This window comes from Macromonas nakdongensis, from assembly GCF_002837145.1.
Lineage (GTDB): Bacteria > Pseudomonadota > Gammaproteobacteria > Burkholderiales > Burkholderiaceae_C > Macromonas_B > Macromonas_B nakdongensis.
Genome location: NZ_NWMV01000041.1, coordinates 17,781 through 41,929 on the forward strand (window position 1 = coordinate 17,781; position 24,149 = coordinate 41,929).

General features: G+C 59.8%; 22 protein-coding genes and 2 pseudogenes. 2 read left to right on the forward strand and 22 right to left on the reverse strand.

The features are described from left to right. The first annotated feature begins 58 nt into the window (after positions 1-58). Positions 59-871, forward strand: coding sequence for an XrtB/PEP-CTERM-associated transcriptional regulator EpsA (gene epsA / locus CON77_RS06780; RefSeq protein WP_101048405.1), 813 nt, complete (start codon positions 59-61; stop codon positions 869-871). An 18-nt stretch (positions 872-889) separates the two neighbouring features. Here epsA and CON77_RS06785 read toward each other — a convergent pair. The 22 genes and pseudogenes from CON77_RS06785 to CON77_RS06890 form a co-directional block, all read right to left on the reverse strand. After that, positions 890-976, reverse strand: a pseudogene (locus CON77_RS06785) (hypothetical protein); the annotation flags it as partial. A gap of 33 nt (positions 977-1,009) precedes the next feature. Next, positions 1,010-2,029: a UDP-glucose 4-epimerase GalE gene (gene galE / locus CON77_RS06790; RefSeq protein WP_101048407.1), complete on the reverse strand. Its 1,020-nt coding sequence runs from the start codon at positions 2,027-2,029 to the stop codon at positions 1,010-1,012. Positions 2,030-2,047: 18 nt separating this feature from the next. Next, on the reverse strand, positions 2,048-2,446 hold the full coding sequence (locus CON77_RS06795) for a PIN domain-containing protein (protein ID WP_101048408.1): 399 nt from the start codon (positions 2,444-2,446) through the stop codon (positions 2,048-2,050). Positions 2,447-2,460: 14 nt separating this feature from the next. Then, on the reverse strand, positions 2,461-2,709 hold the full coding sequence (locus CON77_RS06800; RefSeq protein WP_198552286.1) for an antitoxin: 249 nt from the start codon (positions 2,707-2,709) through the stop codon (positions 2,461-2,463). A gap of 57 nt (positions 2,710-2,766) precedes the next feature. Continuing rightward, positions 2,767-3,936 carry a nucleotide sugar dehydrogenase gene (locus CON77_RS06805; RefSeq protein ID WP_101048410.1) on the reverse strand — a complete coding sequence of 390 codons (1,170 nt, stop codon included), beginning with the start codon at positions 3,934-3,936 and terminating at the stop codon, positions 2,767-2,769. A gap of 18 nt (positions 3,937-3,954) precedes the next feature. After that, positions 3,955-5,403, reverse strand: coding sequence for a mannose-1-phosphate guanylyltransferase/mannose-6-phosphate isomerase (locus CON77_RS06810; RefSeq protein ID WP_101048412.1), 1,449 nt, complete (start codon positions 5,401-5,403; stop codon positions 3,955-3,957). A gap of 92 nt (positions 5,404-5,495) precedes the next feature. Then, the gene (locus tag CON77_RS06815) at positions 5,496-6,524 is read right to left on the reverse strand and encodes a glycoside hydrolase family 5 protein (RefSeq protein ID WP_101048414.1); all 1,029 of its coding nucleotides are present in this window, start codon (positions 6,522-6,524) and stop codon (positions 5,496-5,498) included. Next, the gene (locus CON77_RS06820; protein WP_101048416.1) at positions 6,511-7,764 is read right to left on the reverse strand and encodes a lipopolysaccharide biosynthesis protein; all 1,254 of its coding nucleotides are present in this window, start codon (positions 7,762-7,764) and stop codon (positions 6,511-6,513) included. Before CON77_RS06820 ends, CON77_RS06815 begins: the two co-directional genes overlap by 14 nt. A 53-nt stretch (positions 7,765-7,817) precedes the next feature. Then, entirely contained in the window at positions 7,818-8,861 is a 1,044-nt protein-coding gene (locus CON77_RS06825) for an acyltransferase family protein (protein ID WP_157826861.1), read from the reverse strand. 93 nt (positions 8,862-8,954) lie between these two features. Then, entirely contained in the window at positions 8,955-10,073 is a 1,119-nt protein-coding gene (locus CON77_RS06830; protein ID WP_198552287.1) for a glycosyltransferase, read from the reverse strand. A 44-nt stretch (positions 10,074-10,117) separates the two neighbouring features. Continuing rightward, complete coding sequence (locus CON77_RS06835) at positions 10,118-11,953, reverse strand: WecB/TagA/CpsF family glycosyltransferase (protein ID WP_101048422.1); 1,836 nt, start codon at positions 11,951-11,953, stop codon at positions 10,118-10,120. A gap of 3 nt (positions 11,954-11,956) precedes the next feature. Then, positions 11,957-12,859 (reverse strand): glycosyltransferase family 2 protein, encoded by a 903-nt coding sequence (locus CON77_RS06840; RefSeq protein ID WP_101048424.1) that lies wholly within the window; start codon positions 12,857-12,859, stop codon positions 11,957-11,959. Then, positions 12,856-14,139, reverse strand: coding sequence for an O-antigen ligase family protein (locus CON77_RS06845; protein WP_101048426.1), 1,284 nt, complete (start codon positions 14,137-14,139; stop codon positions 12,856-12,858). The genes CON77_RS06840 and CON77_RS06845 overlap by 4 nt, the downstream gene beginning before the upstream one ends. 118 nt (positions 14,140-14,257) lie before the next feature. After that, entirely contained in the window at positions 14,258-14,935 is a 678-nt protein-coding gene (gene epsI, locus CON77_RS06850) for an exosortase-associated protein EpsI, B-type (protein WP_101048427.1), read from the reverse strand. After that, entirely contained in the window at positions 14,932-15,807 is an 876-nt protein-coding gene (xrtB, locus tag CON77_RS06855) for an exosortase B (RefSeq protein ID WP_232788430.1), read from the reverse strand. The genes epsI and xrtB overlap by 4 nt, the downstream gene beginning before the upstream one ends. Position 15,808: 1 nt before the next feature. After that, positions 15,809-16,723 (reverse strand): chain length determinant protein tyrosine kinase EpsG, encoded by a 915-nt coding sequence (gene epsG / locus CON77_RS06860; RefSeq protein ID WP_198552288.1) that lies wholly within the window; start codon positions 16,721-16,723, stop codon positions 15,809-15,811. Further along, positions 16,720-18,069: a chain length determinant protein EpsF gene (epsF, locus tag CON77_RS06865; RefSeq protein WP_101048430.1), complete on the reverse strand. Its 1,350-nt coding sequence runs from the start codon at positions 18,067-18,069 to the stop codon at positions 16,720-16,722. The genes epsG and epsF overlap by 4 nt, the downstream gene beginning before the upstream one ends. Positions 18,070-18,072: 3 nt before the next feature. Then, positions 18,073-18,969, reverse strand: a complete 897-nt coding sequence (gene epsE, locus CON77_RS06870) for a polysaccharide export protein EpsE (RefSeq protein WP_101048431.1) — start codon at positions 18,967-18,969, stop codon at positions 18,073-18,075. Between the two features lie 40 nt (positions 18,970-19,009). After that, positions 19,010-19,843: an EpsD family peptidyl-prolyl cis-trans isomerase gene (locus CON77_RS06875; protein WP_157826862.1), complete on the reverse strand. Its 834-nt coding sequence runs from the start codon at positions 19,841-19,843 to the stop codon at positions 19,010-19,012. 41 nt (positions 19,844-19,884) lie between these two features. Further along, entirely contained in the window at positions 19,885-21,123 is a 1,239-nt protein-coding gene (epsL, locus tag CON77_RS06880; protein ID WP_101048433.1) for an XrtB/PEP-CTERM-associated polysaccharide biosynthesis outer membrane protein EpsL, read from the reverse strand. Next, positions 21,123-22,532 (reverse strand): undecaprenyl-phosphate glucose phosphotransferase, encoded by a 1,410-nt coding sequence (locus CON77_RS06885; RefSeq protein WP_101048434.1) that lies wholly within the window; start codon positions 22,530-22,532, stop codon positions 21,123-21,125. The genes epsL and CON77_RS06885 overlap by 1 nt, the downstream gene beginning before the upstream one ends. Positions 22,533-22,653: 121 nt before the next feature. After that, a pseudogene (locus tag CON77_RS06890) lies at positions 22,654-23,106 on the reverse strand (FxDxF family PEP-CTERM protein); the annotation flags it as partial. Positions 23,107-23,441: 335 nt separating this feature from the next. On the opposite strand from CON77_RS06890, the gene CON77_RS06895 reads away from it, so the two are divergent. Beyond that, entirely contained in the window at positions 23,442-24,125 is a 684-nt protein-coding gene (locus CON77_RS06895; RefSeq protein ID WP_157826864.1) for a hypothetical protein, read from the forward strand. Positions 24,126-24,149 lie beyond the last annotated feature (24 nt).

Here is a 24,149-nt window from a genome sequence, read left to right on the forward strand (position 1 = left end):
GGTCAACCATGCCGTTTGGTAACATGACCGTGCTGTCACGCGCTCATCCAAAAAATCCATGTCTTACCCTGCAGATTTGACATTTTCCGAAATCGTCAAAACGCTGAAAATCATCAAAGAGTCGCTGCAAATTCGCAGCCATTATCAACTATTCAGCTGGCTACAATCGGATATCCAGCACTTCATTCCCCACGACCTGGTAATTGCGGCCTGGGGGGATTTTTCCCTGGGCTTGGTGTGCTACGACGTGGTTTCGCCCCTGCCCGGCTTGCGTACCGAATCGTTTGACGACCGGGCCATCCAGCCTTTTTTCGTCGATCTGTTTCAGCGCTGGATGCATTGCAGCCACGCGCCGTACGCCATGACGTCGGAACATGGCTTCAAACTCAACGCCCTGCGCGATTCGGAAGCCACCGCCATCATGCAAGGCATGCGCGCGGCCTTGGTGCACGGCATCAAGGACGAACGCGGTCGCCACGACTGTCTGTACCTGTTCATGGGCCCCCACACCACCGGGGACGAGCGGTCGCGCGAAACCCTGCGCTACCTGCTGCCCTACATCGACACGGCCTTCCGGCAAGTGGCACACCTCCCCGACCAATACCTCGTGCCCAAACCACCACGCCCAGCGGAGTTGAATGCCGGTGCCCAGGCCAGCGCCACCCCGTCGGACACCGGCCTCAGCAGCCGGGAACTGGACATCATGGAGTGGATCCGCAAGGGCAAGACCAACCAGGAAATTGGCCTCATCCTGGACATCAGCGCCTTCACGGTGAAAAACCACGTGCAGCGCATTTTCAAAAAGCTCGATGTGGTCAACCGCGCCCAAGCCGTGGCCAGGATAGAAAGCCTGCGCACGGGCATGCGCTGACGCCCGTGCGCCGCCCGCTCAGGGTCTGGGCACGCGCCCGTAGCGGTCCTCAAAGCGCACAATGTCGTCTTCGCCCAGGTAGCTGCCCGACTGCACCTCTATCAGCTACTCCTTGGTTGTCGGCCAAGCCCCAACGGGTCAGCGTGCGGCCGAATGGGCCTGCCAGCGCCAGGCGTCGGCGCACATCTGCTGCAAAGTGCGGCGGGCGCGCCACCCCAGCACGCGTTCGGCCAAGGTGGCATCGGCCCAATACTGTGCCACATCGCCGGGGCGGCGGGGGCCCACCTGGTATGGCACCGGGCGGCCACTGGCCTGCTCGAAGGCGCGCACCATCTCCAGCACCGAAGCGCCCTGCCCCGTGCCCAGGTTCACCGTCAGTAGGCCGGCGTTCTGCTGCAAATGGCGCAAGGCGGCCATATGGCCTTCGGCCAAATCCATGACGTGGATGTAATCGCGCACACCCGTGCCGTCGGGCGTCGGGTAGTCGTTGCCCCACACGTTCAGGTAGGGGCGCTGCCCGGTGGCCACCTGGGCCACATAAGGCATCAGGTTGTTGGGCACGCCCTGTGGGTCTTCGCCCATCAGGCCGCTTTCGTGGGCGCCCACCGGGTTGAAGTAGCGCAAGCGCGCCACGCGCCAAAAATCGGGCTCGCTGGCCACGGCATCGGCCAGCACCTGCTCGGTCATCAGCTTGCTCCAGCCATAGGGGTTGGTGGCTGACAGCGGAAAATCCTCGCGGTAAGGCACCACCGGCTGGTTGCCGTACACCGTGGCCGACGATGAAAACACCACCGTGCCCACCCCCGCCGCGCGCATGGCCTGCAACAGCACCAAGGTGCCCGCCACGTTGTTCTGGTAGTAGCGCAATGGCTGCGCTACTGATTCACCCACCGCCTTAAAGGCCGCAAAGTGGATCACGGCCGTCACGCCGTACTGCTCCAGCACACGCGTCACGGTGGGCAAGTCGGCCACATTGGCCTCCACACAGCGCGGGCGCTCGCCGGTGATGCGCGCCATGCGCTCCAGCACCTCGGGGCGGGCGTTGCTGAAGTCGTCCAGCAGCACGTAGGGCACGCCGGTCTGGGCCAGGGCCACCGCCGTGTGCGAGCCGATGAAGCCCGCACCACCCGTCACCAACACACAACCTTTACTTGTCATTCTCAATCACTCTGTCGTTCAATCTGCCCACTCCTCTACCGCCAATCCGGGCACCCGGTGAAACTCCCGGGCGTTGTTCGTGACCAGGGCACAGTCTTCGGCCAGGGCATGGGCGGCAATCAGCATGTCCATGCCACCTATGGGTTGGCCCGCCCTTTGCAAGTCAGCGCGCAAACGGGCGTAATGGTGCGTGGCCTCCACAGGCCACGGCTTGATGGTGAAACCCGCCAACCAACCCTCTACCGCAGCACTGAAGCGGGGCGAGCCCAACTTGCTGGCGCCAAAACGCAACTCCGCCGCCACGATGGCCGAAAGCCATACCTGTGAAGGGTGTAGGCGTGCAAAGCGCTCCAACATGCTGGCGGGGTGACGCCGCAGGATGTAGCTGCAAATATTCGTGTCCAGCGTTCGTATCACAGGCGCGGCCTCTCTCAATCCCAGTCCCGCTCTTGCGGAGGCAGATCATCCCGGTCGCCCAAAAAATCATCTGGCAGCGGTGGCGTGGCGGCATAAAAGGCCTGCAACCATGCGCCCAGGTTTTCGGGCTCTGTGACAGGCTGCACCCACAGCGCAGAACCTACCTGCTCTATGCGCACTTCTTTAGACCGCATTTGCAAACGCGCCGGTAACCGAATGGCCTGGCTGCGCCCACTCATGAACACTTTGGCTGTTATGGACATGGCAAAACCCCATCATGAATATGACAACGTCATATTACAACAAGGTGTGCTTGTGCATCACGCATCCCCACCAAACAAGTCGCGGGTGTACACCTTGTCCACAACATCTTGCAGTTCGTCGGTCAGGCGGTTGGCAATGATGATGTCTGCCTCTTGCTTGAAAGCGGCCAAATCGTTCACCACGCGGGAGCGGTAAAACTCCGACTCATCCAGCACGGGTTCGTACACGATCATCTCAATGCCCTTGGCCTTGATGCGCTTCATGATGCCCTGAATGCTGCTGGCGCGGAAGTTGTCGCTGCCCGCCTTCATGATCAACCGGTACACGCCCACCACGCGCGGGTTGCGGCGCACCACATCGGCGGCCACAAAGTCTTTGCGGGTGGTGTTGGCTTCCACAATCGCGTTGATCAGGTTCTGCGGCACGTCTTTGTAGTTGGCCAGCAGCTGCTTGGTGTCTTTGGGCAGGCAGTAGCCGCCGTAGCCAAAGCTGGGGTTGTTGTAGTGGCGGCCAATCCGCGGGTCCAGGCCCACGCCTTCAATGATCTGCCGCGTGTCCAGCCCATGGGTGGCGGCGTAGGTGTCCAGCTCGTTGAAGTAGGCCACGCGCATGGCCAGGTAGGTGTTGGCAAACAGCTTGATGGCTTCGGCCTCGGTGCTGTCGCACAGCAGAATGGGCGCATCGGGCTTGTGGCTGGCCTGGCGCAGCGTGTCGGCAAAGCGCTGGGCGCGTTCGCTGCGTTCGCCCACCACAATGCGGCTGGGGTACAGGTTGTCGTGCAGGGCCTTGCCCTCGCGCAAAAACTCCGGCGAAAACACCAGGTTCTGCGTGCCCAGGTAGCCACTCAACTTGGCGGTAAAGCCCACCGGCACGGTCGACTTGATGACGATCAGCGCCTGCGGGTTCAGGTCCACCACATCGGCCACCACCGCTTCCACCGAACGGGTGTTGAAGTAGTTGGTTTCGGGGTCGTAGTCGGTGGGGGTGGCCACAATCACCACATCGGCGCCTTGGTAGGCCAGCGCTTTGTCCAGCGTGGCCACCAAGTTCAGCGGCTCGTGGGCCAGGGCATGTTCAATGTCGGCATCCACAATGGGCGAGCGCCCGTTTTGCAGCATGGCCACCTTGTCGGCCGAAATGTCCAGCGCCACCACTTTGTGATGGCGGGCCAGCAATACCGCGTTAGACAGGCCTACGTAGCCTGTGCCTGCAATGGCGATTTTCATGATGACTCCCTCTTGATTTCAGCTTCGGCCGTACGTGTCTTCCAACCGCACAATGTCGTCTTCGCCCAGGTAACTGCCGGACTGCACTTCAATCATCTCCAGCTCCAGCTTGCCGGGGTTGTGCAGGCGGTGCACCGCACCAATCGGGATGTAGGTGCTCTGGTTTTCTGAAAGCAAGAACACCTTGTCGCCGTTGGTCACTTCGGCGGTGCCTTGCACCACGATCCAGTGCTCAGCGCGGTGGTGGTGCATTTGCAGGCTCAGGCTGGCGCCGGGTTTCACGCCAATGCGCTTGACCTGGAAGCGTTCGCCCAGGTCGATGCTGTCGTACCAGCCCCAGGGCCGGGCCACACGGCGGTGCAGCGTGGCTTGTGGCAGTTGGGCTTGTTCCAAGTGGGCCACCACGTCTTTCACCTGCTCTGCATGATCGCGGTTGGCCACCAGCAGGGCGTCGGGGGTGTCGATGATGAGCAGGTCTTGCGTGCCCAGGGCCACCACGGTGCGATCGGGCGCGTGGATGAAGGTGTTGCGGGCCTGCAAGGCATGGCCTTGGCCGGCAATGCGGTTGCCTTGGTCGTCGGCAGGGGTCAGGTCGGCCACGGCGTTCCAGCTGCCCACGTCGCTCCATTGGCCCACAAAGGGCACCACGGCCACGTCGGCATGGTGTTCCATGACGGCGTAGTCAATGCTTTGCGAACGGCAGGCCAGGAAGGCTTCTTTCTGCGGGCGCACAAAGTGCAAGCCGTTGCCTGGCGGCGTTTCGGTGACTGCGCCGGCCATGGCGGCCTGGCAGCTGGCCAGAATGTCGGCCGCGTGGGTGCCCAGTGCGGCCAGCAACACGCTGGCGCGGGCCAGGAAGATGCCGGCGTTCCACAGCACGTTGCCTTGCAGCAGCAGGGCTTGGGCGGCAGCGGCCTGTGGCTTTTCAATGAAGCGGGCCACGGTGCGGCTGCCATCGGTGCGGGCAGCGCCTTGCTCGATGTAGCCATAAGCCGTGCTGGGGAAGCTGGGCAGCACGCCAAAGGTGACTATTGAGCCCGCTTCTGCTGCTGGCACGCCCTGCTGCACCATGGCAGCGAAGGCGGCAGCGTCAGGAATGTGGTGGTCGGCCGGGCAAAACAGCAGCAGTGGGTCAGCGCCCTGTGCCGCGTTAGCACTGGCGTGGATAGCGGCCAGGGCCATGGCGGCAGCGGTGTTGCGGCCTGCGGGCTCCAGCAGCAAGTCACCGCGCAGGCCAGCGGCCTTCAGGTCGTCGGCCACCAGAAAGCGGTGGTCTTCAGCGGCCACGCACAGGGACGCACCACCCACCAGCGCCAACCGCTCGGCCGTCAGGCGCAGCAGGCTTTTGTTACCAATCAGTGGCACAAACTGCTTGGGGTAGCTCTTGCGGCTCAGCGGCCACAGGCGGGTGCCGGAGCCGCCGCAGAGGATGATTGGAGTGAGATAAGTTGCAAAAGGGTAATTCATGAACTATAAGCCTTCAATAGGTAGAGTGAAATGCAAAGTCTATTTCATCAAAGACAACACAAAATCTAACGCTGAGCATTGCCCCGCACAATCTACTTAGCCAAGCGCTCTCGAATTTTTGTCATCTGTGGTCTATCCCTACCACCGATAGGCTCCATCGATAATTCATATGTCGGACGCCATCCACCACCTGCCCAAACAAACCAGTCTAAACACGCAGCATCGGCCAAATCCAAGAATCGTTCCTGCGCCTCTATCCAACGTGGATCATCCATAGGCACGCCGAACTCACCGATCGCCCCCTTTTGACCAGTACGTCGCAGCCAATCCAAGAACGGCTGCAATCGCTGCTCTGCCCGCAATGCCATATTAACATTACCCACTGGGTTGCGATAACGGCCGCTGAAATCGTCGTCAAAATAGGTATGAGCCTCATAGACCACCTTTTTAGCAATATCTGAAACAAACGTTTCAGGATTAACTACTGGCCACCTCTGAGAATTACTCCAACTTTCCCCGGCGACATAAATCCAACGATCCATATCGACCGAGCGAACACCATCGACCCCCGCTTGCGCCACCTTATGCCAGTAGCCTTGCGTATCGTGTGGCTCATTCATCAAACCAAAGGCGTAAACGGCTCTTTTGTTCTTCATAACCTTCGCTATACGAGCCCAGACATCTCCAAAGGCATCTGCTGGTACATCAGGGGTACCAACAATCTTCTTTTGGTAGCGGCCATAGTTGTGCAAGTCGATTAAAACTCTCATGCCCTGCAATTCAGCTGCATCAAGAAAATCAAAAACACGTATCAAATAACGAAGATTGAGCTCCCCAAACAGCACCGGCTGAAGAGCCTCCCATGCCAAAGGTAGGCGAATTGCATTCATTCCGACACTTCGGTAATAAGCAATATGATCTGGCATCGGAAAGACCAAATCAGGCGCCCCCTTATACCATCCGGAGGGCAGCGGCACCAAATTAATGCCTCGCATCTGAGACTCGCACGTTGGCGCGGCCCATACTTTCGACACAAAACAAATAAAAGCCAGAAATAAGAGATTTAGAGAAAGTCTTATAAATCCAGGCCACTCCCAACCAAGGAAATTATGATCTTTCATTTGCGGCGCCTGATTTCAAGTAAGATTTCAAAATAGCTAAAATTACGGAAATTGCTACGCACTCCCCAACTATCACAGACGCAATAAGCCATGACGACCATTCCAGCACAGATGCCGAAACAACAATCAACATCGAAACCACAGCGCCGTAAATAGTCCCTGCCGTCAACTCACGGAAACGACGCAAAGACTGAACACCAACGCTTAGGCAAGAACGGACCTGAAACACGAAGTTGGCCAGACCCCAGCCTGCAACGATATAACCCATGCTCTGATATTTGTCACCGAACACAATGCCTGAAAGGTAAGGCCAGAACCAATAAAGGCCAATCAGGAAAACAACGTTGAAAACCACGAAAGCAGCTATAGCATGGCCAAGTATGGTTTTAAAGCGAGGCAAGTCGCCGTTACCGAAATCGCGAGCCAGCTGGGGCCGTGCCACCCTGGCCCATGCACTGGTCAAAAGGTTCAATGGCCCAAAAAATATGCGCCCAGCCTGGAGGTGTGCCACCGTGGTGGGCCCAAAATATGCAGCGGCTATGAACAAGTACCCCCGGTTCTGAATGTCGGTGGTGATCACACCCAGCAAGCTCCAGCGAATCTCGTGCGCCTGGCTCCCAAACACAGACCGAATTTCACCTAGCAAAGACGTCAACGATGGCATGGCGCGTGGCCAGAGGTACACAAGCACCGATACCAGACCCCAGCCGCTGAGGACCAGCAGCACAGCCGGCACCGATTGCAACGCAGGGTATCCGCCGAACCAGAAGACCGCAAGCGTGAGCACTGACAACAGCACGTAGGCCACATCCACAGCCAGCAAAGCTTTAAGGTCGCCATCCACCGCCAGCAGGGCACGGTGGTACTCCCGCAGGAATTGCGAGGCAATGTACAGACCTGCGGCCACCGCTAGATCCGCCTGTGACGCATCCAGCCACAGCCACAGACCACCGGTGGCTCCGCATAACAGCAGCAGCGTCAACGCTGCATTGCTGGCAGTGAAAACGCGGCGCAGTAGTGCCTTCTCCTCCGCCGAAGCCACCACCGGCATGTGCACCGCCAGCGGGGTGTTGATCAGTGCGTTTTGCAGCATAACTGCTAGCAGAGCTGCCGCCAACACAACGGCGAACACGCCAAAGTCCTCCGGCGACCAAAGGCGGATCAGATACAGGTTCAGGGCGAAGTTGAATGCGGAAATGATCGCTTGATCGAGAACAGATAAGGCAACCTTAGATCTCATAGAAATTCCAGAGATCTTTCAACTCGTCAATCACACAAAAATCAACACTCATCTCAAGCAGCCCTACCTACAGAGCGCACACGAGAGACCAAATAATCCTCAATACGAGCCAACACCTTTTTCAACTTCAATGCTGGCTTCTCAACACAATGCCATGAGAATGCCGCAAACATAACCACAACAGCTAGGGAAAATATCGTATTCAAGTACCAATGACGCGCCCACGGCACAACATCCATCAAAGCCTGCTGCACAACAAACCCATAAAGAAACACCCCATAGGAATAATCAGCACCATCTATCAATCGTATCCGACGGAAATTTGTTAACCCAATATACACACAAGAATATCCCACAAAGCATTGAGCCAAATAGTCACCACCAGGAACGTACGCAAGCAGAATAACTGACACCGCCAAGGAAAGCCAAAAGAGTGAAGCACTAAACACAATTTGATCTCTATACATATAAATAGAGACACCCACCAAAAAACTAACCACAAGCAAAGTTCCAGATACTGGTCCGCTAGGCATCAGGCTAAGCGTACCTTCAGAGTATCGAAAAGCAAAGTGCCCAATAGACAGAACTAAGGCAGCGAGAGGATAAACAATCTTCCATCGGCGCCCTCCCATCAAAACAAGAACCAACAGAGATACGTAGCAAAATAACTCAAAAGGCACGGTCCAAAGCTGACTATTGACAGTAGCAGGCTGAGGATTAGACTCAAAAACACCTGGCAAAGCATAAGAAATATGCCCCGTAGCATTTAGCAAGTATCGATGAAATACCGGACTTGAGAAATACTCACCCAATGAAACTGTCGTCAGCAACGGTCCAACGATTAGCGCAGCCAACAAAACCTCTACAACCAGAGCAGGATAGATACGAATGACGCGCAGACCAAGAAACATCCCAATCGTGCGAGTCCGAAGCAGGCTTCCTGCCACCAAGAATCCACTTAGAGCAAAAAACATAGGCAAAATGAGGCGAACCCCACCTCTTGCCTCTGACTGGAAAAATGCCTTATCAGCTTCAAGCCCGTAGCTCGTCCCAATCGAGTGAACAACTACAACCATAATCGAGAGGACGATCCGCATATAGTCAAATCCGGATGGCCGCCCTGATGTATCCACTAATCTCTGTCCAATTGAGTACATTTTAATCCCTAAAAATATTCGCCAAATACACAATCAATTTTTAATCAAATCAACATACGAACAAACATGAGTATCTCTACCAAAAAGACAAAGCAAAGTTGATCGATGGCAAGCAATTCGCAAACCAAAAGACTGATGATTTCCCAGCAATTCATTCAAACCTCGTGTGATAGAGGATTGATCCAACGGGTCAACAGAAACGCGCACATCCAAATGCTCAAGGAATCCATCTATGCCAGTCCCAGCGGAGTGCAGAATGGGCACCCCTGCCAGCAGCGCCTCGACATAGATCATTCCGAAGGTCTCGTTGTGACTGGGCAGGGCCATGCCGGCGTATCCAGGCAGGCGGTCCAGCAGTTCGGCGTTGGGCAGGGGGCCGAGCAGGCTCACTCGGTCCTGCAGACCCAGCTGGATGATGAGCTGCTGCACCTCGGCCACCACGGCGGGTTCGCCGCGGCCGATCACGTCTAGCCGCGCGTCAGGGTAGGTCTTGAGGCATTCGCGGAAGGCGGGCAGCAGCCGGTTCAGGCCCTTCTTGCGGTATACGTTGAGGTCCATCACCGTGACTAGGTGCCCTGCCCTGGGCTGTGGCCGCTGCGCCTGGGGCTCGCGCACCGTCACGAAGTTGGGCAGCAGGCTCTGACGGTCTTCGCTGATGCGAAAGCGGCGGTTGAGGATGGGCTTGAACCAGGCGGACACGTAGTAGACCCGCTTCGCATCGCTGAGCAGGCGTTGCAGCAGCGGCCAGTAGTGGGGCTTGAAGCGCAGGACCTTGGATTCGGCCTCGCCGCGCACCGACACGATGAGGGGTAGACCCCAGCGCCGGGCCAGAAACCAGCCGGCGATGCCTTCGAAGGTGAGCTTGTGGGCGTGGATAGCCTGGGGCCGCCACTGGCGGCGGCGCGCCTCGCGGGCAACGCGCCACGACACGAGGTACATCGACAACGCCAGCAAGAAACCGAAGGGCAGCCCCCAGTAGCGCATGGAAAGGACGTTGGGGTCGCCTTTGCCGTCGCCGTCGGCCTGGGCGACGGCGAAGGGGTTGGCTGTGCGCGTGAGGGCCACGACACGGTGGTCCAGCGCGTCACAGGCCTTGACGAAGTTGCGCACGGCGGCGGTGTTTTCAGGGCGGTAGACGTTGGGGTAGTCCACCGCCAGGTGGAGCACGAGAGGCCGCACCGTGGCTGGGCTGTCGCTCATATGCGGTCCCCCCGGGCGGCCCAGAGGAAGGTGACGTTGCCCACCAGGTAGCGTTGCCACATCCGGCGCGGTTCCTGTGCAAGCCGGTACAGCCATTCGCAGCGTAGCTGGCGCACCCACAGTGGCGCGCGCTGCACGGCGCCAGCGGTGAAGTCGAACAGCGCCCCCACGCCGACGCAGACGGTGGCGGCGGTCTGGGCGGCGCAGCGGGCGATCCACTCTTCCTGCAAGGGGTTGCCTTTGGCGACGAGCAGCAGGTCGGGCGCGGTCTGTCGGATGCGGGCGCACAGGGCGGCTTCGTCTTCAGGGCGGCCGTAGCCGTCTTCAAAGCCGACCCACTGGTGGCGTGGGTACTGCTGGCTGAAGCGGGTGTGGGCCTGGGCTACCACGTCGGGGCGGGCACCGAGCAGGAACACGCGCAAGCTGTGGGTGGATTCGGCCAGGTAGCGCGGCACGAAGTCGGTGCCGTTGAGGTTCTCTGCGAACGGTTTGCGGTACTTGAGCTTGCTGGCGATGTTGACGCCCGCTCCGTCGTTGAGCACGAGGAAGCGACCGAGTAGCTGGCGGTAGGCTGCGTTGTTGCGCGCGAGGTTGACGGTGTGCGCGTTGGCGATGGCCAGTTGCAGGGGCTGGCGCCGGGCAACGGCATGGTCCAGCGCCTTGACGACGGCGTGACCGTCGCGGCTGTCGATGGCCACGCCCTGGATGACGCGGGTGCGCAGGCCGAGCACGGCTTCGTATTCGCGCATGAAGCGTTCGGCCGTGCCCACCCAGCCGTAGCGCTGGGCGGCGCTGATGGCCTGCGCGCGTGCAGCGGGGTATGCGGCCTCCAGCCCGGCCAGGTAGCCGGCGATGCTCTGCGCGGCCTGCGCAGGCTGGTGGAAGTCCACCAGATGGCCGACACCGGCCTGCTCCACGATGGTCTGGAAGCTGGCGATGGGCGAGGCAATCGGCACGAGGCCGGCGGCCATGCCTTCGACCAGGGTCATGCCGAAGCCTTCGTAGTCGGACGCGCTTGCGATGAAGCAGTGACGGCCGACTTCGGTCTGGATGGCGGCATCGTCGAGGTTGAGCAGGATGCGCACCACCTCGTCGCCCAGTGCCAGCTCGGTCATGCGCTGGCGCAGGCGCTGGAGGTTGTCGTCCCAGTCGCGGCCAATGATGGTCAGGCGCACGTCAGGGCGGCTGGCGCGGAGGTGGGCCACGGTTTCGAGCAGCAGGTCCAGGCGCTTGTTGCTGGAGAAGCGGCCGATGAACAGGAGGCTGGGCGAGAACTGGCGCGCGCCGAGGTCGGCGAATTTTTCGACGTCGACGCCGTTTTCGATCAGGCGCATCCAAGGCCGGCACAGGGGTGCGAACATGGTTTCGTCACCTTCGCTGCAGGCTATGACGCGCTGGTAGGCGCGCACGGTGCGGCGGGTGACGGTGTTGAAGAACACCCGCTTGAGCGTGGACGCGTAGGTGGAGTGGAAGAAGCCGCCGTGGGTGGAGAGGACCATGGGCGTTTTGTGCAGGGACTTGAGCAGGGCAAGGTAGTCCGCGAAAAAATCGACCGCGTGCACATGGATGAGGTCGAAACCCGCTAGGTGCGATTGAGCGGAAAGCGACAGCGGGTATTTGTAGCTGCCAGACCAACTGATGCGGGTGACGGGTATACCCTCGATCGTGTCTTGGGCAGCCAGCTTCTTCCCGGTCTGGTGAAAGACGGTATTAAGGGTGAGGACGCGTGCGTCGAGACCAGCGGCGCGCTGTGCACGCGCGAGACAGAGGACGAAGTTTTCCAGCCCACCAATGGCGGGACTGAACTGGCGAACGATGTGGAGAACTCGCACGGATCAGCCTTTGTAGAGTTCGACTGCTGATTGACCCAGGGCCGCGCGAAGCTTGCCCAGATTGGCCGCTGCCTTGATCTGGTAAACCATGGAGTGGCCTAGGCCGAAGGGCAGCAAGATCAGGGCCATCAGGCTGGCCAGCAAGCACTGGGCGGAGGCACGGGCGAGCAAGCTGGCACGGGCGAAGAGGGGTGCCTCAGCAAAGAAGATGCGGAAATAGGTCTCGCCGACCCGTACGGCCTTTCGCATGAGAAAGTGGCGATTGAGCCGGTGGGACTCGATAGTTTCGCTGACCACGGCCTCACGACAAGTCACCATGACCACACCTTGGGCTGAGAGGCGTTTGAATAGTTCGGTGTCTTCCCCTCCGGTGGTGCCGTAGCTGAGGTCGAAGACATGGGGCTGTCCATCCAGTGCATGGCGCCACAGCAAGGTGTTGCAAGTGGGGCCGTGCTGGACGCGGGTGCCGGTGGGCGCGGTGTATTTGCCGAAGAGATCAACGTCGCGGATCCAGGCAGGGCAGCCATCAGGGTAGCGAGTCTCCACCGTCCCGAACACTACCTGAGCTTGGTGGCATTCCGCACATGTGACCAAAGCCGACAACCAATTGGTGGCGGGAACTTCGTCATCATCAAGGAATGCTAGCCAAGGTCCAACAGCATTGGCCACTGCAAGATTGCGTGCAGCAGCAACGCCAGCAACATCCGCACGGACATACCTGATGGAAATGGGCAAAGTGGATTGAGTACGCTCGACCACAGACTGTGCTGATCCCTGAAGGTCACTGTCAACCACCACCACGTCAAAAGTAATGCCCGCCTGCAGTTTTTGGGCAGCTAGACCGACCAAGGTATTAACTAGGCTAGCGCGACGGAAAGTACAGAGACAAACCGATACATGAGTCATGCCGACTTCTCTTCCTCCGTGGCTAAACGGTATGTGACCGCCAAAGCGATTAACTGAACCACCCAGACAAAGGCATAACCGCGCATGATGGAAGATTCGGTTAGATTGTGAAACAAAGAGAAAACCAGTAAGCACCAGCACAACAGGTATACGTTGTCATGCTTGGTTTTACGATTGGGCACGGCAAAAAAGAACGTCCCCAAAATCGCCAAATAAGCAACAACTCCGAGAACTCCAAGGTTAAGAAGAATATCCAAATACCCATTGTGAGCTTGATTAATCATAGGCACATAACCCGTACCATAAATTAAGTTTGGCGATTTAAGCCCAATATCCCAAAAGCCGCCATACCCGTAACCCAACCAAATATTATCGGACAATCGAGAGACCAAGAATTTCCAGATTTCATCTCGCCCCGTAAAACCTACTCCGTCAATCCACTCAGTAAGCACGCGACTCACATCGACACCAGAAATAAATGCGACGGCAAAGACTGCATAAACGAATCCAATCAAGACAACTATTGGAACCCAAAGCCCAACCTTTACCAAACGAGAAAACCGCCAAAAAGACAATGCAACAAGAGGTGCAACAAGGGCAAGTGCAATCGACGTTTTTGAAAATGCAAGAGCCAACAAAACACCCCAGAAAAAAATATAAAAATTATTCCATCGAAACGACGTCAAACTTCCGGAACGGCGAACCCAAAAACCAACAATGACCGAAATAGCCCCCAAATACCCCACCACGTTTTTATGTGGATGTATCCCACGAAAAAGTCCGGCCTCATCAAACCCGTTATGACGCAACAACATAAACAGGTTAAGCACAAGAACAATAGAGGCAACCCGGTATATTATGAAAAACACCTGATCAGTTCGAGGCAGCCAAAAAATTGAAAGCAGGACACTAAAAACTACGACACACTGCAGTATTGATCGACGCAATGTAATAAATGAATCCAATGACCAAATCGCACTCATCAACATCAAAAGACAAAGTGCAACCAATGGCCACACATAAAAAGCCACACTTGACTTTAACTCTCTAAATACAGGCTTTGCAGAAATGACCAGCAGAAAAACACCAAACCAAAAGGCCTGCTTAACTACACTACCGGACTCACCAGAAGGAGAATTCCCATCAAAAAAGAAGTTCGGCGGCAATGCGTTATAGCAGAAAGCAACAATCAGAAAAAGCGCAAGGATCGACCGGCCTTGATTGGATGAAAATTTTATTCCAGACTCACTCAAGAGAAAGAACCCGACGCGACCCAACATAAGCACCTCTAAAATTCCATGAAAATATTAAATAAAAGCTGGCACAAGGATCAAAAATTTAATCCAATGAAAATACAAATAAAATAAAGAATTAATACATAGAAATTTAGATAGACAACTATGGCAGCAGGCGACCAGCGAATCTATTTCTAGCCTCAGGATCCATGGCAACAAAAAGTTGATCGGCAAATCGACCTTGAATGGCGTAAGCCCTATCCGAATTAGAATCAATAGATGAAAATCTTACCAATATACCGTCCGGTATCAAATTCATAAAAAAGGCATAACGAATTTCTTTAAATTTCTTCTCAAATCCTCCGCGAGATATTTGATCTCCCAAAACAACCCAATAAGTAACAGGCTCGAAACGTCCACCCAAACGTGTCATCAAACGTGTGACTGGTATTACACGATCTAAAAAACTCAAGTTGACATGACTCAAACCGTTTAACTGAAAACCCTGTGTTTGATAACAGACCTCAGGTTTATGGACATCCAAACCGTCACGTTGATTACGTCCATACGCAATCGAAAGCATGATCGCGTAACCGCTTTGGTTCACATACACTCTGTTCAAAACATCCTGGTACAAAGTGTTCACCAGCGCTTTTGCTTGGGGGTTGATCACCTGCAATGTGCCCTGCTCCACAGCACGCCAATCGCCAAACGCCTTGGGCACCATGGCTTCTAAATTGATGGGCGGCAACTGATCTGCCAGCAACATGGTCGGCTTAAGCGCATAGGCGCCCAGTGCAGCAGCGCACATCAGCACCAGCAGAACGACGCCGCGCTTCATGCCTTTGGCCTCCAACGCTCAATCGCGTGCAAGCCACTGTCCAGCGCCATAATCAACAGCAGCGCGCTCAAAAACAGCACCATCCCCGCAAACCCATGCAAAAAGCCCTGCCCTGCGGCATCGCCCCAGTGGTAGGTGATCAGGCTGAGTGCGGCCACCCGTATGACGTTGGCCGTGAGTGATATGGGCACAATCAACACCCCAATGGTGACATTGCGGAACAAGGAATTGCGCCGCACCAGGTTCAGGTACAGCAAGCCCATGGCTTCCAGCGTCAGCAGGGTGTGCAGGCCCGCGCAGGCGTCGGCCACCAGCAGGGTGTATTGGCCAATTTGCAGCGTCACGCCGCTGCGGCCTATGGGGTAGCCCGCCATGTCCAGCACGTATTGCGCCACGTGGGACACAAACATTTTCATGGGCATGGTCACGGCGTCCACCACCGCACCGGGCAGCGGCACCATGAACAGCATGAAGAACAGCGCAAACCACTGCGCTTTGATGGCAGACCACCCGCCGTGCAGCAGGCCCAGGCCCAGCAGTAGCCAGATGAGTGAGCCCATCTCAAACATGAGGATGTCCATGGCCCGGCCCACCACATACAGCAGCAGTGCAAACACCACCACCGGCCAGCCCCAGACGCTGCTGCGCTGGTGCTGCGGGCAGGTGGCCACGGCGGCTTGCATGTTGGGCCAGTTGCTGTAAAGCAGCCACAGCGATAGGCCAAGCACCATGGGGCCGTGCATGTATTCGGTTTTACCCCAAATGCCGTGGAACAAGTCCCACAGGCTGGGGCCGTAAAGCACGGCCAAGCCCAGCGCCAGCGGCGCCCAGGTGGCCAAGGGGCCCACTTGGGCCCAGCGCGGGGCTGGCACGTTAAGCACCGTTGATGATGCAGCCGGCCAAGTGCACGCCCGCGTCTTGCAGGCGCTGCGTCAGGCTTTGGCAGTGCTTGACGGCGGTGGCGTTTTGCCGCGCCACCAGCAGGGCGGCGCCTGCGCGGCTGGCCACCAGTTCGGCATCGGCCACTTCGGCGCTGGCCGGGGTGTCGATGATGATGACGTCAAAGCAGGTGCGGGCGTGGTGCAGCAGCGGGCCAAAGGCGGCACCGGCCAGCAGTTCTTGCGGGTTGGGTGGCTGCGCGCCAGCGGGCAGCACGCTCAAGCCGGTCAACTGCGGCACGGTTTGCCACAATTCGCCTTCGGCACGGCCTGCCAGTGCGGCGGCCAGGCCGGGGCTTTTGGCGGTGCCGTTGCCCGCTGGCTTGAACCACTGGTCCACCTGGGGGTGGCGCAGGTTGGCGTCCACCAACAGAGTGCGCTGGCCTTGCTGGGCAAACACCACCGCCAGGTTGGCGGCGACGAAGCTGCGCCCATCGCCCCGCTGCGCGCTGACCACGGCCAGGGTGTTGGCCAGCGCTTCGGGCTTGTACCAGCGCAGCAGCAGTTGGCTGCGCAGGGCGCGAAACTGCTCGCCCACCGGGCCAAAGGGTTTGTAGGCCGTCACCACCTGAGGGGCCACGCCAGCGTCCTGCGCGGGCAGGTAGCTGTAGTTGAATTGGCGAGACAGGGCAAAGTCCAGATCGTCGCGCTGCAGCAGGCCCAGGGCAATGGCGGCTTCGCCAAAGGGCATAGCGGCTTCGCGCTGCTTGGCTTCAATGCGGGCAATGTCCTGCGCTTGCAGGCGGCCGGTGGCCACCAACAGTTGGCCGATGCTGGTGGCCACAACGGGCGCGGTGCTGCCGGGGTTGGTGTTGCCGGGGTTGGGCAGAGGCATGTCGGGGTGTTTCATGCGCGAACTTTCGCTTGGGCAATGGTGGCCAGCAGGGGCAAGCCCAGGGTTTCGGTCAGGTCTTCGGCGCTGCGCACGCGGCGGTCGATCAGCTCCAGCACCAGGGCCAGGCCCACGCCCAGCAGCGTGCCCAGAAACACCGACACCAGCAGGTTCAAGAACACTTTGGGTTTGGAATGGTCCAACGGGGCCACAGCCGCCGTGAGCAGGCTGACGTTGGTTTGGTTGGCCTGGCTTTCCACATTGGTTTGGGTGGCGCGGGCGCTGACGGCGTCGAACGCGCGCTGGGCGGCGTCCACCTCGCGCTGCAGCACCAGCACTTCGTCGCGCTGCTGGTTGAGCTGCAGCACGCGGCTGCGCTGCGCGGCCAGGGCGGCTTGCAGTTGCTGTTCGCGCTGGCGGCCCACCTGGTAGCTGGTGTTGACGGAGCTGATGACCTGGCGGGTTTCAGCGTCCAGTTGGGCTTTGAAGGTGGCCAGCTCTTGTTGCAGGCGCTGGGTGGTGGGGTGGTTGGGGCCTTGGTGAATGCTGGCTTCTTGCAGCTTGGCCTCGGTACGGGCCACGTCGGCCTTGAGGTTGTTGATGAGGGGGTTGCTGATGACCTCCACCAAAGTGTCGGCCTGGCCGCTTTGGCGTTTGCTGCCACTGTCGGTGGTGAGGCCCTGGATGGTGGTGAGCTGGCTGGAAATTTCGTTCAGCCGGGCAGTTTCAACGTCCAGCCGCTGGTCAGCGGACGTCATGCCGCTTTCGCGCAAATAGTCGGACAAGGTTTTTTGGGCGCCTTCCAGGCGAACGCGGGCGGCCTGGGTTTGCTCTTCAAAAAACGCGGCAAACTGGCGGGCGGGGGCCACCCGCAAGTCGAGGTTGACGGCAATGTAGGCGTTGGCAAAGGCGTTGGCCACCGCAGCGGCAAAGGCCGGGTCAGCACCGGTGTACTGGATGCTGATGACGTTGCTTTCGCGCGAGGGGCGCACTTCCAGGTTGCGGCGCAGCAGCGGGGCCAGCCAGTCCACCAGTGGCATCTGGCCGCGAGTGGCTTCTTGCCAATCGGCACGGATGGCGGGCGATTGGTCCATGCGCAGCTGTTGCACCACGGTGCGGGCCACGCGGTCGCTGTTGATGATGTCCACCTGGGTGGCCATGTAGCTGGCGTTGACGTTGCCGCCCAGGGCAATGCCGGTGATGGCATCGGGCGAACGAACGTCCACCACCACGGCGGCGCTGGCGGTGTACTGCTTGGGCAGGTACAGGCTGACGCCCAGCGTGGTGAGCACCGTGAGGGCCAGCGCCAGCAGCGCCACCCACCAGCGGGCCTTGAGGATGAGGAGGAATTGGGTCAGCGTCATGGCTTAGAACAGGCTTTCACGCACAAAAAGCACGTCGTTGGGCTGGATGGGGTCGTTCAACTCGGGCGTGGCTTGTTGCACGGTCCCGTCGGCCAGCTTGCGGTGCAGGCGCAGGCGGGTTTCGCTGCCGCGCAAGGTGGGGCCACCGCCCAGCGCCAGGGCTTGCATGACGGTCATGCCGCGTTCGATGCGGTAGGCGCCGGGGCGCTGGGCCGAACCGTAGATGTAGAACACCGGGGCGCGGTGCACGTACACCACGTCGCCGCCCTGCACCACCAGGTCGTTTTGCCATTCGTGGGCGAGGAAGAGTTGGGCCACGTCCACCCGCTGCTGGAAGGGTTGACCGTTGCGCACGCCACTGACGATGGCGACATCGTCACCCGCAGGGGTGGCGCCACCGGCTGCGGCCAGCACGTCGCTCAGGCGGGTGTTGGCCGCTTCCAGCGGGTAGCGGCCCGGCCGACCCACCAGCCCCAGCACCGACACCTGGTTGCCGCGCACTTGCAGCAGGGTGATGGAGACTTGCGGATCGCGCAGGAAACCGCCGTTGCGCAGGGCGTCGGCAATTTTCTTTTCAGCGGCGGCGATGGACAGGCCGCCCAGGTCCACCAGCCCAATGAGCGGGTATGTGAGGGTGCCGCTTTCGGAGACGCGGGTTTCGAGCGTGAGGTCGGGGTTTTGGAAGACCTGGATGCGAATGGCATCGCTGGCGGCCAGGGCGTAGTCGGCATAGCCCTGACCGGCTTTGGCGGCGGGGGCGGCTGCAGGGGCTGCGTTGGGCTGGGTTTGTGCCCAGGCGGGCAAGGTCAGACAGGTACCGCCCAGCACAGCGGCAGCCAGCAGGTGGGCGCTGCGCTGCAGCGTGTGGCGAAGGGGTTGGCGTGGGGTGTGAAGGCTCATGGCAAGGGGCTTGGCAGGTGCTTGACTGTGGTGCACAGGATCAGCGGTCGGCCGCAAATTCGCCCTGGTAGGCGATGGGGGTGGCGGCGCGCAGGTCTTTCAGCTTGGCAGTGACTTGCTCGTTCACCCGCTGGTTGAACAGGAAAGCTTCTATGCGAGGCAGTGCCTCGGTTTTGGCAAGGGGCAGGCGTTGCGAGGACACCACTTGCACCAGGGTGAGGTTGTTGGGGGCTTCGAGCACGGTGCTTTGGCCGTCGGACAGGGCGTGCACCTGCGGCAACGCGTTCAGGGGCAACTGCTCGGCTGCACGGGTGGCGGTGCCACTGGCAAACCCAATGTTTTGCGCCTGCAGCCATTGCGCGGCCTGCTGCAAGCCGTTGGGGCTTTGGGCCAGGCGGCGCAGCTCGGCCAGCACGTTGGGCGCAGCTTGTTGTGCGGCGCTGAACGGCACCACCAGTTCCTGCACGTTAAACACGCGGCGTTCGGCAAACAGGGCGGGGTTGCTGCGGTAGTAGGCTTCCACGTCGTCAGCGGTGGGGCGGGCCACGGTGGCGCTGATTTGCTGCAAGTAGGCGCGGGCCAGAATGTCGCGCCGGGCGCTTTCGATTTGCACCACCACTTCGGGCGAGCGGTGCAGCTTGGCTTCGGTGGCCTGGTTGACGGCCAGTTGCTGGTCGATCAACTTGTCGAGCATGGCCCGGCTGAGGACTTTGGGGTCTTGCCCCTCCATGGCGGGCATGCCCTGCAGCAACTGGTTGACCTGGTGGATGGTGATTTCTTCTTGGCCCACCTTGGCGGCCACCTGGGTGGCTTTGGGCGCATCAGACCCGCCGCCGCAGGCAACGAGCGCCACGGCCAGCGCAACGGCGGACACAACTTGAAGAGAGCGGGCAAGGTGCAGGTGCATGGACGGATTCAGTAAACAACGTCTAACAAAAGGGCGGCGGCGCGGTAGTCGTAATCGACCCCGGCCTGGGTGGACTGGCGGCGCCCTTGGTTGAGGGTGGCCGTGAGGCTGACTTTTTGGTGCAGCTGCCAGGCGGCGGTGAGTTGCGCGTCGCGGGTCGTGTCTGCACGCAGCAAGGTGCCGGGCAGGTCTGGGCTGCCTTGGTAGGTTTTGCGGCTGTGCTGCAGGTTGGCGCTGAGGCGCGTTTTGGCGGTTACCTGCCACACCGGCCCGACCGACCAGCGCTGGGTGATGCTGTAGTTGCTACCCAGGGTTTGGAAGTTGGCCAGGTCCCGCTGCCAGCGGGCTTGCCAGCGCCAGGCGCCCGAAGGTTGCCACCCCACACTGAGGCTGGCGTTGTGGCCGCTGAAGTTGCGCACCGCAAAGTTGGGGTGCTGGCGGCTGAGGTGCGCCCAGTCCGCCGCCAGGTTGGTTTTGCCGGTGAGGGGCCACTGCAGGCTGATGCCCTGCTCTGCCTGGCGGTATTCGGTGTCCAGCAGCGCAGGGGCTGACAGGGTGCGCCCCAGAAAACGTCCCTGCACCTGGCGGTGGGTGAGGCTGAGCGCCGTGCCCGAAGGCCACACATGCTGCACCCCCAAGCCGGCGGCTTGGGTGGTGGTTTCGCCTTCTTGCGGCAGGCTGATGGTGCGGGTTTCGTGGGTTTGCGAACCATCGGCCAGCAGCCGCCAGGCGGCGCCCAAACGGTAGCTGGCGTTGAGCCGGGTGTTGGTTTGGGTGAGCAGGTTTTGCTGGCTGTAGTTGGTGGTGTCGGCAAAGCTGTTGAGGGTTTGCCGCTGGTCGTGGCTGAGGCTGCCTTGCAGATCGGCCCCCAGTTGCCAGCGCCAGGCGGCGCGCCGGTTGTGGGCGGTGTAGTCCAGGAACTGAAAATGCTGGTGGGCGTGGTCGGCCCAGGTCAGGTCCAGCTCGAACCGTTGGCGGCCCACGGTCTGGTCCAGCTGCACGCCCACGGTGGTGATGGCCAGGGTTTCGGCGGCATCGGCCCGGCCCAGCGGAAAGGCAGTAACGGCGCTGGACGCACGCAGGTAGTTGCTGTCGTGCAACTGGGTGCGGTTGGCCACCAACCGGAAAAATTCTTCGGGCTCGTCCTGTGTTTGGGCTTGGGCCACGCGCACCAGCCCCGGGCAGCCCACCATCAACAGCGAGCCGCCAACCAACACCAGCCAATGGGAACAGGCGCGCAAGGTCATCAGTAGGCCTGGGCGTCCTTGCTGACGAGGCGCACCGTCTTGAGGATGATGAGCAGGTCGAGCCGCAGCGACCAGTTGCGCAGGTAGTCGAGGTCGAAATCGATGCGACCTTGCATTTTTTCGAGCGTGTCGGTTTCGCCGCGGTAGCCGTTGACCTGCGCCCACCCGGTGATGCCGGGCTTGACTTTGTGGCGGATCATGTAGCCCTTGATGAGCTTGCGGTACAGCTCGTTGTGGGCGACGGCGTGCGGGCGCGGGCCGACGATGCTCATGCGGCCTTGCAGCACGTTGATGAACTGGGGCAATTCGTCGAGCGAGGTTTTGCGCAGCACGGCGCCCAGCGGGGTGATGCGGCTGTCGTTCTTTTGGGCTTGCTTGATGATGGCGCCGTCTTCGGTGACCGACATGGAGCGGAATTTGTAAACCAGGATTTCTTCGCCCCCCAAGCCATAGCGCCGCTGCTTGAAGATGACCGGCCCCGGCGAGGTGAGCTTGACCGCCACCGCAATGGCCAGCAGCACCGGCGAAATGAGCAACAGGATGAGGAGCGACAACACCACGTCGCTGCCGCGCTTGATGAGGCCGTTGAGCCCGACGAAGGGCGACTCGCACACCGAAATGACGGGCACGCCGTTGACGTTGGACATGCTGCCCTGGATGAGGTCCGTGACGAACATGTCGGGCACGAAGTAGATGGACGCGGTGGTGTCTTTGAGGTCATCCAGCAACTGCAGGATGCGCGGCTGCGACGCCATGGGCAGGCTGAGGTAGATCTGCTGGACGCGGTGGGTTTGCACCAGTTGGGGCAGCTCTTCCAGCTTGCCCAGCAGCCGTTGCTGGCCCTGTAGCTGGAGCCGCTCGGGGCTGCGGCTGTCTACAAAGCCCACCAAATCAATGGGGTCGTACCGGGCGGACTGCATGCGCTTGGCCAGCAACTGGCCTTGGTGGTTGAGCCCGACGATGAGCGCACGGGGCGGCGGGCCCTGCAACGTGACCAGGGCCGGCGCAGACGCGCGCAGCAAGAGGCCCGCGGCGTATTCACTGGCGGGCGAGACCCCCAGCCAGAGCATGAGCACGTCGTGATCGAACTCGCGCAGGTAGCCGGTGACGTAGCCCAGCGCGTACATGAGGGCGAACACCCAGCTCCAACTGAACAGGATGTTGAACAGCAGAACCAGCACGCCGCTGGCCCGCAAATAGCCCCGGCTGGGATAGGCCAGCACAAACACCAGCAGGGACAACAGCAGGTAGCTGGGGTACAGCGCCCCTTCCACATAGACCGCCAACAGCCACAAGGTGAGCACGGACAGCAAGGGCCCAGCCAGACCATCCAGCAAGACCAGCAGGTTGCCGGTGCCGGCGGACGAACTGACCTCTACGCCGTTTTCAGCATAGGCGGTCGGCGCCATGCGACGTGTTCGGAACATTGACTTTGGCCCACCCTGTTGTTGGATTTTTTAGAAACACGGAACCGAAACCGGAAACGAAAACGGCCGGGACATGCCCGACCGCTGGCGTGACAGCCAAAAATCAGGCGGCAACGGCGGCCGGTTGACCAGTGCGGTTGCGACGACGCACCACTGCACCAATGACACCCAGACCGGCCAGCATCATGGCGATGGACTCGGGTTCCGGAACCGGGGACACGGCAATCAGGCTACCCGAGAAGCCGGCAGCGATGCTTCCATTGCGGGTACCAGTAATGGTCAGCACAAACGGAGAGGTGCCGTTGTAGGTGATGGAGCCGAATGAAAAGGAGCCCAGGTTGGCGGTGTTCAGCACGGAACCGTTGAAAGTAGCGCCAGTGACGTTGAAGTTGTAGCCAGAAAAAGCGCCGACCACGTCGTAAACACCGCTGACCAAGCCGTCAAAAGAGAAGGTATAGGTGTCGCTGCCACGAGCCGTGATGGATTTTGCAAACGACGCTTCACCGTCCACAAAAGAGATGTTCTGGGCTTGAGCCTGGCCCAACATAGTGACCGCCATCAAAGACGTGGCCAAAAATTTCTTCAACATAGAACCTCCGCAGTTAGGGTTTGTACGACTTGAATCCTACGGATCAACACCAAGATGGTCGATAGCTACTTTGGTGCGGTGCAATAATTGAAGTTAACAGACGAAAAGCAATTTAATTTTAATTATCATTAATTAAATTGATATTTGTAATATTTTTACGCGAAAATAATGATGTAGGCATCGAGCAGTCCATTCGAACTAATCACACGAAAAACTGTTGGAAGATTGTGGTAGCGACGCATTCTCGGCACACGCCTACTCAGTAGGCCTTGCAACGTCACAATGACGCGAGGAACCCACGAATGACACCGACAACGAAAACCGCTTACACCCTGGCAGCCTTGACGCTGGCCACCCTGCTGACCGGTTGCAGCACCCCACCCACCGGCAGCAAAGCCGCGAGACCCTCCGCCCACACCCCAGGCACCCAAACCCACCCCTACGAGGGCGGCACGCTGGTGACCGACACCCGCACGGCGGCCTGCACCCTGACGTTGAACGGCGAAATCCACGCCGGCACGGTGCGGCGCATGGGTGCGGCCCTGCAAGACTTGGAGCGCGCCGCGTGCACCCGCAAGCGCCTGGTGCTGAATGCGGGCCCGGCCCTGCTGGGCGACGCCATCACCCTGGGGGCGATGCTGCGCAACCGCGGCTATGACACCCAGGTGCAGGCCGGCAGCACCTGCGACACGCCCTGCCTGCTGGTGTTTGCCGCCGGAGCGCAACGGGTGCTGGCCGAAGGGCCACCCGCGGGGCGCATCGTGTTCAGCCCGCTGCCGCCCGACCACGACTTTGGTCACCAGACCTGCCAGAGCGAACCCAGCCGCGCCCAGCAACTGACGGTGACGCGCTACCTGCGCGCCATGCTGCCCAGCGCGACGGCCACCGCCGTGTACCAGAAACTGTTGGCGGCCGACTGCCGCAACGCAGACAGCTACGGGCCGGCCCAAGCCCTGGCCATGGGACTGGCCACCGCCACGCGCTGACCACCCCGGCGCAGATGGCGGCGC